This is a genomic window from Vibrio sp. sp1, assembly GCF_016920955.1.
Classification (GTDB): domain Bacteria; phylum Pseudomonadota; class Gammaproteobacteria; order Enterobacterales; family Vibrionaceae; genus Vibrio; species Vibrio alginolyticus.
Genome location: NZ_CP060590.1, coordinates 323,419 through 336,642, shown reverse-complemented (window position 1 = coordinate 336,642; position 13,224 = coordinate 323,419). Strand labels below are relative to the sequence as shown.

The following is a 13,224-nucleotide window of genomic DNA, read 5'->3' as shown; positions in this document are numbered from 1 at the left end:
TCTCTCGGCGCAGCGTTACAAGTGACAAGCTGAATAAGCTTGCCTGATAAAATTATTAATACTTATTGTTGTAATGCTTAGAGATTAACCGAGTTAATCAATCAGAAGTACTGGAAGTTTATAAATTTAGACTAAGGTCGTAGCATTTTTAAGCAGGATCACAATTAACGTGAACACGAACCGTTATTGCAGCGAGAAGTGCCCGTTAACCAGTAGGAGACGCGGTAGCGGTTTTTGGCAAATTTGAGGTAAAGCCAATCCGCAACAGGTTTGACAGCGCGCCAACGCAGCGGTGCATACAACCAACCGCGACCGACCAGTTGCCACGCACGATGGGTCACATCCAACCCAAGCAGAAGTTCCCCCTTTTCGTTGAGGGCGTGCAAAATGGTGTTGGCTTGTTCAGGATCGATCTGCGGATAATCTGAGAATGCATCACTATAGATATCGACGGTTTTGATGTGCTGCTTGGCATCGCGTTGTTTTAGCGCCTTCATCTCTTTGGCACAAAGCGGGCAGGTTCCGTCATAAAATATGATGAGTTTTGTCATTGCGGTTTTCTTGTTTGAGATTTTCTAATCGCTTTTACGTGGCGAATTTTCTTTTGGTTCATTGTTTTGCAAGTAATGCAGCCAATTGTCGCGAATGTTGCCGTAATTGAATTGGCAGAACTCTTTGCGATCACGCAGGTAGTCTTTTTCTACTTCATCGAGTAAGGCTTTGTATTGCTCAGGATCACTACCGTACACCAAACATAACGTTGAAAAGTAACGCTGCAAATCAAAGCTGTGTTCGTCAATGTACTCGCCAAAATCGTAGTAGTCCGGTCTGTCGTCGGATTCGAATGCGAACATGTCGGCGGCGCTAATGGCCATATCTGCGCCATCTTCTAGGAAGTCAATCATTAAAATAGTGGCAAAATTATCGACCGCATCTTCTTCTTTTCCGAGAACAGGGATGCTTTGATCTTCGATGTAAGCATGTCCAGCTTCATGAAGTAAAGTGTGCAATAACGTATCTAGCGCCCCTGTTTTTGGGGATTTTCCGAAGCGTTCTTCATACTGATTATTGGAGAAGTAATTGAGCGACTCCAAATAAAAAGTGTAAGGAACGTATATTGTGTGTGTATCAGGATCATACATTGGACCATCTTCTCCGCCGTAAACCAGCGTGAGAGCTTTATCAAATGGAAAGTAGGCCTGAGACAGCTCAACAAAGATGGTGTTTACATCGCTGCTTTGAATCGATTGTTGGGCGATTTTTTCATGAGTTGTCTCTATGGGAGAATATTGAATACGAATGTTTTCAGCTGCTGTAGCTGATGAGACGATGCTGAGTAATAGCGCAGCGCAAAGCGAATGAATGTTCATGTGGGACTCTTGTTATTGAATAACTTGTATAAAAAATTATACATGTTTTTGTCTGATGCATAGTTGGGGGTGTACTCATTAGCCAAAGTCGGGACGTCGGTCTCGAAAAGCAATCATGATAACATCGCATATTTCGGCTGCTTGGTTCTCTAGGGCGTTTATCAAGACCTCTTGGATAAGAACGGCGGTGAAGTTATTAGCTATGCATCGTATTCTAAGAAGCTTACTGAGTAACTGCGCTTCGATTTTTATCTGTGAAAATGATAATAGGCAGTTAATCATTGCAAGGTTTAACTATGGGGTTGGTGAATGTCACTGAATTGAAGAAAATTATCAGCGATATGTTATAATCCTGCTCCGTTGTGACGAAAACGTTTGTAGCAGCCTGAGAGTTTCCTTGGATTCGGCTCGTTTATACACCATGAGCCAGAGTTGAAAAGCTACGACAGGAACAGGCAAACCCAATTGTTTTGAACGCGCTCTCGGCGTTTAGCGGTTACAACGGGAAGGAACTTTGTTTGATAGTAATTGACACATTCTGTTTAAGTAAGGGAGCCCGAAGTGGTTCAGAAAGTGTCACCCAGAATTTACTCACAACACGACAGCCCAAGCGATAACGCACAGGTATTGCGAGGGGCCATTTGAAGGAGCTGTATCAGCTCCTTTCACATTTAAGGGCTTGCTAACAGCGTAAAAACTGACACATCGCTTAAGGAGCGCCCCTTAAACTAGCCTAAGGCGCATCTACACCAACTTTTTGAGTATTTTCGAAACAATAAAGCGAGAAAATTTGCTATTGAACGAAGGTTAAACTAACACTCATTCATTACGGAGAATGAAGAGAACAATAATAAGAGGCGATATGAATCATTTAATATCTGTAGGTGCACTGGAGTCCTTCTTGGTCGCAATCAGTGTGCTTTTCCTGGGGCATTTTATTAATGCTAAGCTACCGATTTTAAAGAAATTCAACATACCTGAGCCGATTGTAGGTGGTCTTATTGTAGCCTGCATGATTACTGCTCTTCATTTCAACGGCATCGATTTAGAGTTCGACTTGCCATTACAAAATACGTTTATGTTAATGTTTTTTGCGACAGTTGGTTTGGCCGCAAATTACACTCAGTTGATGAAAGGAGGTGCGAAGGTTTTTATCTTCTTAGCTGTCGCATCGTTTTACATCATCATACAAAACGGCGTTGGCGTTTCACTTGCGGCGGCGCTCGGTTTAGATCCTTTGATGGGGTTAATTGCTGGCTCGATTACTCTGTCAGGTGGTCATGGTACAGGTGCTGCGTGGTCACAAACCTTTCAAGACGTGTATGGATTGGATAACGTCTTAGAAATTGCAATGGCATCAGCGACTTTTGGTTTGATCATCGGCGGTATCATTGGTAGCCCTGTAGCGCAGCGTCTGGTGGAAAAGAACAGCATAGAGTCTGAGTATGGTCGTGGTGGTCGAGATGCCAAAACTCACGAGAAATTCCCGGAGTTGGTGACTTACAATGAATACGAAGAAGATAAAGTAACGGCGAAAAAAGTGGTGGAGAAACTCTTCTTCCTACTGATCTGTGTTACTGGGGCCAAGTATGTCGAGCAATGGGTAAGCACGTATGAAATCTCATGGCTGATGATTCCAGACTTCGTATATGCGCTATTCATTGGTGTGATCATTACGAATTTCTTGGAAGTGACCAAGATTCGTAAGTTAGATGCCGAAACGGTCGATATGTTAGGTACGGTATCGCTATCTCTGTTCCTAGCGATGGCTCTGATGAGCTTGAAGTTATGGAATATCTTTGATCTAGCGATTCCATTCTTGGTTATTTTAGCTGTGCAGTCTGTCGTCTTAGCTATCTTTACGTACTATGTTACGTTCAAAGTGATGGGAAGCAACTACGATGCTGCGGTTATTGCAGGGGGGCACTGCGGTTTTGGCTTGGGTGCAACCCCAACAGCCGTAATGAACATGGGTTCAATCGTTAACCGATTTGGCCCGTCGCCACAAGCATTTATGGTGGTGCCAATTGTGGGCGCTTTCTTTATCGACATCGTCAACTTAATTATCTTGCAAGGCTACATTTCATTCCTTGGTTAAAGTTAAGTGGATGAGCTCCTAGAGGCGAAATAAAAACGGTCACAACACTGGTTGTGACCGTTTTTTTATGACTTGGTTTGGTCGTTTATTGAACGAAGCATTATTGGATAGTTCGGCTGAACTTGAGGCTAGCTGTCCAACCAAGAATACCAATGAAGGCGTAAATGCCAACGTTTAACCAACCCGCTTGAGGAATGGCATTGAATGGGTTTGGTGTAATAATGGCGTGCAGCGGAAGGTAAAGCACTTCGGAGAAAAACTGATCTAGCCCGTAGAAACCAAAAAGTGCGATAGGCATCCAACGCAGCGCATAAATGGCGATAAACAAAATGACCAGTGGTGAGTTCACTTTTTGTGAAATAGCCATCGCAGTTAATGCCAGCGGTAACAGCAGAATACCGGCGAAAAACATTCTGATTAAAAACTCTCCCCAATGCAGCAGCACGTAACCTAACGAGGCTTGGCGGTACAATAAAGCCAATTGGTGATCAGTAGAGATGTTCAGCAACCACAACATTAAATTTGCAGCGAGTACGAGCACCGAGCAGACGAGCGGAATCACCAATAAGCCAAATCCTAGCTTCACTAAATGGGTTTTTATGTCACTGACAGGCATACTGCGCCAAAACATAATGCAGCCTTCCGCCCGTTCTTTGCGTAGCGTTCTTGGGAAGTACTGAACGGCTAACAAGATAGACAGCAGCCCTGCTCCTCCGGTTATCAACGTATTGACATCATCACCAAGCTCTTTGTGAATGTCACTGACATCGCCACCAAAGCTCATTTGGAAAAACATATTGTGTTGTAGAGTGTCGTTACTCATTAAACTCACAAAGAGAATAACTCCACACGCCAACACAAACAGTGGAATACGTAAAACAAGAGGGTTTTCTAACCACTCTTTTTGCAACATCGCGACAACTGAGCGCATTACGCTGCCTCCTTCTGCAATGCTAAAAATAAATCCGCTAACTTCACCCCATGGATGGAGCCCATTGTTTCTGCTTGTTGGGCATACTGGGCTTTGAGTAACCATTTCGTTGAACCGAGGCCTTTTTGTGACGAGAGTGGGTTCATCGCTTCAATTTGTGTGCGGTGCTCGTTGTTGGCTTCAAGAATGAAATAGTCTTCACTGATACTGTCCATCGAGGTTTGCAGAACGGGGCGACCATGCTTAAGAATCAGAACATCTGTCAGCAAGTGCTCAATCTCTGATACTTCATGACTGGCGATGATCAACACGCGCTCGCCGTCGTGAAACCATTCCAATAAGTGACGATAAAACGTCTCGCGATACACGAGATCTAACCCGAGTGTCGGTTCATCCAATATGAGGATTTGGGTGTTGGTCGCGATCACAATCGCGAGGTGTAATTGCACCTTCATCCCTTTGGATAAAGATTTGATACGCGCACGAGGTTTGATGTCCGTTTGACGAAGTAGCGTATCTGCTTGGGCGCGATTGAACCCTGAGTGCACGCCCTCGGTATAGTTAAGCAGTTGAGCAACGGTCATCCAATCTGGCAGAACGTTGACATCCGAGATGTAGGATAAGCTCTGCATTATCTTGTCGCGTTGCATAATGGGTTCAAATCCGTTGATACGAATAGTGCCCTGATATTCATGTGCACCGAGTAGGGCATTAATAAGCGTTGATTTACCTGCGCCATTATGGCCGAGTAAGCCAAGTACTTGTCCTGCATGTAGGTCGAAACTCACTTCATGCAGTGCTTCTCCTTGTTGCTGATATTGCTTGGAGACGTTGTTTACACTGACTAATGCGCTCATTGGTCACCTTTCAAGTGTGGTTTTAGTTGTTGAATGAATTCGTCGAGTGACATATCCAGACGCTGTATTGTGTCGGCTATCTGTGGAATTTGTTGCTGAAGAAAACGTGCCTTCTCGTCTGCGAGTAATTTGAGCTTTGCTCCTGAAGCGACAAACATACCTTGACCGCGTTTTTTCTCCACTAGCCCGTCATCAACAAGCAATTGATAGCCTTTCATAACTGTGAGGTGGTTAATTTTCATATCTGCAGAGATGCTACGGACGGAGGGCAGAGCATCGCCTTCTTGCCAGACACCTTGCAGTATTTGCTGCGTGATCTGGTCTGCCAACTGTCGAAATATCGGTTGGCGATCATGCCAATTAGTCATGAGTGAATCTCTTGGTTGAGATGGTGTTATATATATGTATAACACCTAGTGCGTTAGAGAGAAAGTAATAATTTAAAACCTAGTGTATCCGCCTGTCTCATTCGCTCTAAATATCCACCTATGTGGTCGTTGTTTTGAGGTTTTGTTTTATATGGAAATTAATTACTTCTCATAAGTTGAGAAGTGTTGTTTTTCTCTTCCCATCAATACACTTATCGCCTGTTCTAAATGAATATTCTCACTGAATGATAATTAGCATAATTTTAGGTTTGCCTATTTCTTACTTGATGAGAATCAATGGTCAAAGAGGCCTAGAAAACAAAAGTTTCGAGAGGCAATCTGACTGGCTTAGGCACCTATCTCACGTTGAGCGCGTGCTCAATGAATGAGAAAGAGTAGAGTAAAGAGGTCTCATGAATCAGGTAATATCTATCGGCCCACAGGAGTCGTTCCTCGTCGCAATTTGCGTGTTGTTTTTAGGGCAGTTCATCAATACCAAGTTACCAACCTTAAAAAAATTTAATATTCCAGAGCCAATTGTTGGTGGTCTAGTGGTCGCTTGCGTAATCACGACGATGCACTTAAACGGTGTGGATGTTTCCTTTGATTTACCACTGCAAAACGTCTTTATGCTGATGTTTTTTGCAACCGTTGGCTTAGCGGCAAATTACACCCAACTGATTAAAGGCGGTGCGAAGGTTTTCATCTTCCTAGTTGTGGCATCGGTCTACATTCTTATCCAAAATGCGGTCGGCGTGTCCTTAGCAACAGCGTTGGGGTTAGATCCACTCATGGGGTTGATCGCCGGATCCATTACGCTTTCTGGCGGACATGGAACTGGAGCTGCGTGGTCGCAAACTTTTCAAGAAATGTATGGTTTGCATAATGTTCTAGAGGTGGCAATGGCTTCTGCTACATTTGGCTTGGTGATGGGCGGGATTATTGGCAGCCCTGTTGCACAAAAGCTACTAAACAAACACAACTTGGAATCGGAATACGGACGCACCAATCAAAGTCATCAGAGTTTCCCTGAACTGGTGACGTACAACGAACATGAGGAAGATCGTGTCACAGCGAAAAGAGTCGTTGAAAGCTTGTCCATCATTTTACTTTGCGTGACAGGCGCGAAGTATCTGGAGAGTTGGGTAAGCAGTTTTGACATCAAGTGGCTAATGATTCCCGATTTTGTGTATGCGCTGTTTATTGGTGTTGTTATCACTAACATCATGGAAGTGACGAAGGCGCGCAAGGTTGATTTAGAAACCGTTGATATTCTTGGCACAGTTGCACTATCTCTATTTCTTGCCATGGCCTTGATGAGTTTGAAATTGTGGAATATTTTCGATCTTGCGATCCCATTCCTTATTATTCTTGCTATTCAGTCGGCAGTGTTGGCGATGTTCACTTACTACGTAACATTCCGCATGATGGGAGGCAACTACGATGCGGCGGTGATCGCTAGCGGACACTGCGGTTTTGGGTTAGGTGCTACACCGACTGCGGTCATGAATATGGGCTCCATCGTGAGTCGATATGGTCCATCACCACAAGCATTTATGGTGGTTCCAATTGTCGGTGCATTCTTCATCGACATTGTGAATTTAGTGATTTTGCAAGGATGCATCGCTTTTATTAAATAACATTCGCTTTTTTACCGAAATAACAAAGCCAGCACCTATACGCTGGCTTTGCTATTTGTAACACGAAATCTTGTTTGCCTGACTTCAAGCCGTGAAATCAATACGTTACTATGACGACATAGTGTTCAATTTTGCAGCAGCATGAGGTACCCACATGTCTGAAAAAATATCGACGTCGGCATTAGCGAAAATGCGCAAGGTAGAAGCTAAGCTGCTGTTTGCCGATCTCAAACGTGCAGGCTACATCGTTCGCCAAGATGAAAAGTGGATTTTGACCGAAGAAGGGGCAAAGTTTGGCGGTGAGTATGTGGATCACCCTAAATTTGGCCAGTTCATCGTCTGGCCGACCAACTTACATATTGAGCTGACTCCCAGCTCAGGGAAAACATTGAGCGCGACACAACTGGGTGAAAAGCTGAAATTGAATGCGAAGCGCATGAACCAGCTTTTGAGTGAACTGGGTTGGTTGACCAAATCCGAAGAGGGGTGGAGTGTCACAGAAGCTGGTGTGCGCGCTGGTGGGCAGCAAAGAACCGATAAAGAAACACAAAATACCTTTGTCGTATGGCACGATGTGGTGCTGCGTAACAAGCGTCTTAAGCAGTCTGTCATTGAGTTTTTAGGGCAAGACGCGGAGTCACATTCTACGGATAAATCGTACTCAAGCTTTCGCCAAAAATTTGAAGCCAAGCACCGAACATTAGATGGGCATTACGTGCGCTCTAAGGGGGAGTTGCTCATCGACAACTGGCTGTACTTGGCTGGTGTTGTGCACGCTTATGAGCGTCAGTTGCCGATTGACCAAGATGTCACTAGCGATTTTTACTTGCCAGGTGGCAAAGTCTATTTGCAATTTTGGGGAAGTGACGATGGGGAGATGGCTCAGGCCGACCGTGAGACCATTCGTACTGTTTATGAGCAGCATCATTTCAATCTTATCGAAGTCGAACCGAGTGAACTAGACAAGTTGGATGAAGTGCTTCCTAAGCGTCTTCGTCAGTTTGGTATTAAAGCTTATTGACGACTTAAGCCCGCTGTTCAGATAAGAAAAAACCCGTGTTCAACACGGGTTTTGTATTTTTAGTGTGTTTCTAGGCTGCCATCCTATGGGTTAAAAGCCTTTGATGTTTTCTGCTTCTAGCTCAGAGAAGTACTTCACTGTCTTCACTTTCAGTTCTTGTTGAGCTGGTTCGTCGCATACGATCACCGCTTTAGGGTGAAGTTGAAGAGCAGAAACTGTCCATAGGTGGTTTACACAACCTTCCACGGCTGCTTCAAGTGCCTGAGCTTTGTTATGGCCAGTGACCAAGATCATCACTTCTTCTGAGTCTAGAAGCGTACCAACACCGATAGTCAGCGCGTATTTAGGCACTTGGTTGATATCGCCGTCAAAGAAGCGAGAGTTCGCAATGCGAGTGTCTTCAGTGAGGGTCTTGATGCGAGTACGAGAAGAAAGAGATGACGCTGGCTCGTTGAACGCGATGTGACCGTCGTTACCCACGCCGCCCATGAACAGGTTGATCTTGCCGTAAGACTTAATTTTGTCTTCGTAACGCTTACATTCTGCGTCGTGATCGTCTGTGTTACCGTTCAGTAGGTTGATATTTTCTTCTTGAATATCAATGTGATTAAAGAAGTTGTTGTACATGAACGAGCGGTAAGATTCTGGGTGATCCGCAGGGATGCCAATGTACTCATCCATGTTAAAAGTCACGACGTTTTTGAAGCTGACTTCGCCGGCTTGGTAAAGCTCGATTAGGGCTTTGTAGGTTGCTAGAGGAGTGCCACCAGTTGGTAGACCCAGAACGAATGGACGCTCAGCGGTAGGTTTAAAGTCGTTGATACGCTTAGCGATATGCGCAGCTGCCCACTTACCTACTTGTGCTGCTCGAGTTAACGGGATAAGTCTCATTTTGTGCCCCTAGTTATTGGAATTGACGATGTACTGAAATATTAATTCGCATTATAAAATAAGTGGTGGCGAACTGCTATTGTTTTAGGTCAAAATTTTGCTTTTTCTTTAACCAATGTTGGTTTTGTCGACGATTTTTATATCTAAATGCTTTTATAAGACGATTTTTTACAAAGAAATTGCATTATGAAACTGACGAATCAATAGATAAAATTTATGATCTAAATTAAGTTCTGCCTTCGCACTTAACCTTGTTTTTTAACAACCTACAGAGTGCGAAATCGCACACGAACTTCAAATATTATGGGTTAGATATGGCATGGCGCTCATTCTTTAACCATAATTGAAATGTGTAAACCAGTGAGGAATTCGGTATGAAAAATGAGTTAGATCCGAGCAAAGTACTACAGGCTTACGAATGTGTGATGAACAACGGTACACCAACCGAATTTGGTAAAATGTATGAAGGTGTAGAAGCGTTTTCTGACTACGATGGGTACAACGTTTTCTTGAGAGGAAATGGTGTTGAGCTAAAAATTGGCTTCCACAACACCTATCACTTGGAATATGACCAAGAGCATTTGAAAGAGAGCTTTCTGAAAAAGATTGCGACGCTCGCCAAGTAAACGGTCATCACCCAAATATTAAAAAAGCCCTTGGGAGAATGCCCCCTTGGGCTTTAGGAGAAGAAATGAGCTTGTCTTGCTCGCTCAGTAAAGTCAAACGAGCTTTCGCCTACTGCTAGAAAAAGGCGAGAACTAGGTAGGTTATTGGTTATTAATCGTCTTCAACCAAACTCTCTTCAATGTATTCTTCTGTGGCGTCAGGCTTGTTACGACCATTTAGCGTATGGAAGCGCTTGCGACCACGAGCAAGTTGGGTGTACTTTAGCCATGTACGCTCAAGTTTTGTTTTTGCTTTGCCCGGGTTTTCTAACACCTTGATGAAGTGTTTCTCTTCGCTGTTTTCAGGTGTTAATTCGCCTGACTCTAAGCCAAGCATTGTATCCCCATAAATTGTTAGGATTTCCTCTTCTGAAAGAGTAAAATCGCCAGACTTTGCAAAGCCGCGTGGGAATTTTACGTTATCGTAAAAACGTTTTTTGCCATGACGGAATTCAGTGTCAGACATGTCAACAGCCTCTGTAACCGTTATTGATGAATGTAGTGAACTTACGGCGAAAATTAGGCTTAAATCTAACAAAAGAAAAACAAAACTTTTTTGTCGTCATGATTTTAATTAGTTGTTAATCTGGTTTTATATTAACCAGGAGATGGTTTATGGATGTAAAAGTCTTTCGAACATTTTTAGAGCTGGCAAGAGTTCGTCACTTCGGACGTGCTGCTGAGAACCTTTATATTACCCAAGCCGCTGTGAGCGCACGTATCAAACAATTGGAAAGTTACTTCGATACGCAATTGTTTATTCGTGATCGAAATAACATAAAGTTGACCTCTGCAGGTGAGCGCTTAATCAGCTATGCCGAGGTAATGGTCACTACATTGCAACAAGCGAAGCTAGAATTATCGCTTGAAGATGGCAAAGCGCTGCAACTAACGTTAGGTGGCACGCCAAACATTTGGGACGCTTATTTACAGAATTGTTTAAGTGTCGTCACAGATTCGTTTGGTGGTTATGGCTTCATGGCAGAAGTGATGGGACGTGAGATGCTCAGTCGTAGCTTGCTAGAGCGCACGTTAGATATGGCATTTGCGTTCGATCAGATCAAAGCTGATGAGCTTAACTGTAAAAAAGTGGCAGATGTTGTTCTCGTTCTGGTATCAACTGAGAAAGATTCTTTAGACACCGTTTTCGAAAACAAATATGTGTACGTTGACTGGGGGACGCGTTTCTCCTCAGAGCATTCTGAGCGTCACCCTAAGATTCCGGCTCCATATTTACGCACTTCAACAGCGCGTATCGCATTGGACTTTATTTTAGAGAAGGGTGGAGCCGCGTACTTACCAATCTCTCTCGTGGAGCCATTTATCGCTAATGGGCAGCTTCACAAGGTGTCTGGAGTAGAAGATTGGTGTCGCCCTATCTATTTGAGCTATCGTAAAGCTAGCTCGTCTGTAGACGCGATTAAGCAAGTGGAAGAAATTGTCAAAGAGATCGATCCACTGACCGCTTACAGTTTTCAGCAAATTGGTTCTGGCACTTCCGACGAATAGCGTTGAATGAAAAGTCAGAAAAACGAAAAAGCCGCCTTGAGAAATCAAGGCGGCTTTGTTTTTATCTCGATGAATCGATAGTTATGGTAAGTCAAACAACAGGGCTGTTGTGCTTTCGTTTGATGTATTGCGCAAAACAACCTTACTCTGGTGTTCAACCTTCGCGCCGTCGCCAGCCGTCAAAGTGGTATTGTCGACACTAAGGCTCCCAGTCACTTGATGGATGAATAGATTTCGGCCCGACTCAATCTCAAAGTTTAGTTCGCTACTTGGTTCAAGAATTAACTGATGCAAAGTCGCATCTTGCTTAATAAGTAGCGTGCCGTTTTCTCCAGTTGGAGTTGCGATAGTCGTTAACCCAGGATTGCGACCAAAATCTTTTTGCTGATAACCTGGTTTGGTTCCAAATGTGTTCGGTTGAATCCAAATCTGTAGAAACCGCAGCGTATCTTGGTTCGATGCATTGTACTCACTGTGGTAAATCCCTTTCCCTGCCGACATGAGTTGGAATTCACCTGCAGGTAGTGTTTTGACGTTACCTTCACTGTCTTTGTGTGCGATAACACCTTCCAACACATAGCTGATGATCTCCATATCACGGTGGCCATGTGTATCAAAACCCGCGCCAGGCTTGACTACATCGTCATTAATGACTCTCAGCTCAGAAAAGCCCATATGTTGAGGATCGTAGTAGCTACCAAAAGAAAACGTATGTTTGCTATCAAGCCAGCCAAAGTTTGCTCGACCTCGGTCTGCTGCATGTCTTACCGTAATCATAAGGCCTCCTTAAGAGAGCTTTTTGTTTAAAAAGTTATCTAACGCTGCTTTACCTGCGCCAGAGAACGCCAGAGAAACGCTCGCTGCCAGTAATGCCAAGCCAAACTCGTAACCGTTGTTTGCCATGAACAGGCCATTCTCAAAGTGGACAGAGAATATCGCTACCACCATCGTGAACGCCAAAGCAACCGCTGCTGGTCGAGTTAGCAGACCAAGTAAAATGAACAAGCCGCCAAAGAACTCTGCGCTGCCCGCAAGTAACGCCATGAGTACGCCAGGACCTAAACCGATAGATGCCATCCACTGACCTGTGCCTTCTAGGCCGTAGCCACCAAACCAGCCAAATAGTTTTTGTGCGCCGTGCGCCATAAAGATAATGCCGATTGGAACGCGAAGTGATAGTGCGCTGTAACCTGCGTTTGATGTGGTAATTTTCTGTAATAGTGCTTTCATGATTCTGTCCTCTGACTCTTTTCAATGAGTGGGAAGCGTGTGCTCCCGTGCTGTTGAGAACAGTTTAGGTAGAGGCGAGCATAAAAATAACGGGAGGATTTTGATAAACTCGTTCTAAAAAATTGAATGATTGGTTTTTATTTATTTAAATCAATGTCTTGATTTTTATATTCGGGTGTTTATTTGCCGATTATTGTCTGTTTTAAATCAAGGTCTGTCATTATTTTCGATAAACATTTTTGCTGTTAAACAAAAAAAAGAGCACATGTACTGTGCTCTATTGCTTTCGCTTTTAACAAGGGAGAAAGGTGTGTTAAAGAAAACCGTCAGAGGTTCATTAAGCTCTCTAATGACTCCTCTACATTGTTGTAGTGATAAGTTCGAATATTACGTCCATCCGTCGCATTAATCTGAATTTCTGAGATCTCGTTATCTGAGTCTCTTTCGATAATTCCAATAGAATGATCTACGGATTTACTGGTAATAACCTTTTGGTTTCTTAATACAATTACGCAAGTATGTAAGTCCATGCCAATTCCCTTTAGCCGACGTTGTTGTGATGTTCTGGATCTAACTTTAGTGTACAAAAGCGCTAATGCCAATAAATCTCAATATTGAGTTCCGAAAGTGGCTAATTGTGGGCG

General features: G+C 43.7%; 15 protein-coding genes. 5 read left to right on the top strand and 10 right to left on the bottom strand.

What is annotated here, in order from left to right:
- Nucleotides 1-164: 164 nt before the first annotated feature.
- Together H9L11_RS17085 and H9L11_RS17080 are read right to left on the bottom strand one after the other, a co-directional pair.
- The gene (locus H9L11_RS17085) at nt 165-551 is read right to left on the bottom strand and encodes a DUF393 domain-containing protein (protein ID WP_064376351.1); all 387 of its coding nucleotides are present in this window, start codon (nt 549-551) and stop codon (nt 165-167) included.
- A 24-nt stretch (nt 552-575) separates the two neighbouring features.
- Nucleotides 576-1,370: a DUF4344 domain-containing metallopeptidase gene (locus tag H9L11_RS17080; protein WP_053308028.1), complete on the bottom strand. Its 795-nt coding sequence runs from the start codon at nt 1,368-1,370 to the stop codon at nt 576-578.
- A gap of 862 nt (nt 1,371-2,232) precedes the next feature.
- Between H9L11_RS17080 and gltS (H9L11_RS17075) the strand changes: the two genes are divergently transcribed.
- Complete coding sequence (gene gltS, locus H9L11_RS17075) at nt 2,233-3,468, top strand: sodium/glutamate symporter (protein ID WP_005374448.1); 1,236 nt, start codon at nt 2,233-2,235, stop codon at nt 3,466-3,468.
- A 100-nt stretch (nt 3,469-3,568) separates the two neighbouring features.
- On the opposite strand, the gene H9L11_RS17070 is transcribed toward gltS (H9L11_RS17075), so the two are convergent.
- Genes H9L11_RS17070 through H9L11_RS17060 form a run of 3 tightly spaced genes read right to left on the bottom strand, consistent with a single transcriptional unit; the run spans nt 3,569 to nt 5,624 of the window.
- Nucleotides 3,569-4,399: a hypothetical protein gene (locus tag H9L11_RS17070; RefSeq protein WP_064376352.1), complete on the bottom strand. Its 831-nt coding sequence runs from the start codon at nt 4,397-4,399 to the stop codon at nt 3,569-3,571.
- On the bottom strand, nt 4,399-5,256 hold the full coding sequence (locus H9L11_RS17065; protein WP_033907224.1) for an ABC transporter ATP-binding protein: 858 nt from the start codon (nt 5,254-5,256) through the stop codon (nt 4,399-4,401). The genes H9L11_RS17070 and H9L11_RS17065 overlap by 1 nt, the downstream gene beginning before the upstream one ends.
- On the bottom strand, nt 5,253-5,624 hold the full coding sequence (locus H9L11_RS17060; protein WP_005374444.1) for a GntR family transcriptional regulator: 372 nt from the start codon (nt 5,622-5,624) through the stop codon (nt 5,253-5,255). Before H9L11_RS17060 ends, H9L11_RS17065 begins: the two co-directional genes overlap by 4 nt.
- A gap of 413 nt (nt 5,625-6,037) precedes the next feature.
- Between H9L11_RS17060 and gltS (H9L11_RS17055) the strand changes: the two genes are divergently transcribed.
- Nucleotides 6,038-7,264: a sodium/glutamate symporter gene (gltS, locus tag H9L11_RS17055; protein ID WP_025768732.1), complete on the top strand. Its 1,227-nt coding sequence runs from the start codon at nt 6,038-6,040 to the stop codon at nt 7,262-7,264.
- Between the two features lie 154 nt (nt 7,265-7,418).
- Nucleotides 7,419-8,285, top strand: a complete 867-nt coding sequence (locus tag H9L11_RS17050) for a hypothetical protein (protein WP_005374442.1) — start codon at nt 7,419-7,421, stop codon at nt 8,283-8,285.
- Nucleotides 8,286-8,375: 90 nt separating this feature from the next.
- On the opposite strand, the gene nagB is transcribed toward H9L11_RS17050, so the two are convergent.
- Complete coding sequence (nagB, locus tag H9L11_RS17045) at nt 8,376-9,176, bottom strand: glucosamine-6-phosphate deaminase (RefSeq protein WP_005374441.1); 801 nt, start codon at nt 9,174-9,176, stop codon at nt 8,376-8,378.
- Between the two features lie 374 nt (nt 9,177-9,550).
- Here nagB and H9L11_RS17040 point away from each other — a divergent pair, with 374 nt between their 5' ends.
- Nucleotides 9,551-9,802 (top strand): DUF3081 domain-containing protein, encoded by a 252-nt coding sequence (locus H9L11_RS17040; RefSeq protein ID WP_005374440.1) that lies wholly within the window; start codon nt 9,551-9,553, stop codon nt 9,800-9,802.
- Between the two features lie 151 nt (nt 9,803-9,953).
- Here the strand turns inward: H9L11_RS17040 and H9L11_RS17035 are convergent, their stop codons facing one another.
- Complete coding sequence (locus tag H9L11_RS17035) at nt 9,954-10,307, bottom strand: DUF413 domain-containing protein (protein ID WP_005374439.1); 354 nt, start codon at nt 10,305-10,307, stop codon at nt 9,954-9,956.
- A gap of 149 nt (nt 10,308-10,456) precedes the next feature.
- Here H9L11_RS17035 and H9L11_RS17030 point away from each other — a divergent pair, with 149 nt between their 5' ends.
- Nucleotides 10,457-11,350: a LysR family transcriptional regulator gene (locus H9L11_RS17030; protein WP_005374436.1), complete on the top strand. Its 894-nt coding sequence runs from the start codon at nt 10,457-10,459 to the stop codon at nt 11,348-11,350.
- A gap of 81 nt (nt 11,351-11,431) precedes the next feature.
- Here the strand turns inward: H9L11_RS17030 and H9L11_RS17025 are convergent, their stop codons facing one another.
- The 3 genes from H9L11_RS17025 to H9L11_RS17015 all read right to left on the bottom strand — a co-directional run bounded on the left by H9L11_RS17025 (nt 11,432) and on the right by H9L11_RS17015 (nt 13,110).
- A complete protein-coding gene (locus H9L11_RS17025; RefSeq protein WP_017821043.1) occupies nt 11,432-12,127 on the bottom strand; it encodes a pirin family protein in 696 nt (231 codons plus the stop codon).
- A gap of 9 nt (nt 12,128-12,136) precedes the next feature.
- Nucleotides 12,137-12,580 carry a DoxX family protein gene (locus H9L11_RS17020; RefSeq protein WP_005374434.1) on the bottom strand — a complete coding sequence of 148 codons (444 nt, stop codon included), beginning with the start codon at nt 12,578-12,580 and terminating at the stop codon, nt 12,137-12,139.
- 326 nt (nt 12,581-12,906) lie between these two features.
- Nucleotides 12,907-13,110 carry a hypothetical protein gene (locus H9L11_RS17015; protein WP_017633816.1) on the bottom strand — a complete coding sequence of 68 codons (204 nt, stop codon included), beginning with the start codon at nt 13,108-13,110 and terminating at the stop codon, nt 12,907-12,909.
- Nucleotides 13,111-13,224 lie beyond the last annotated feature (114 nt).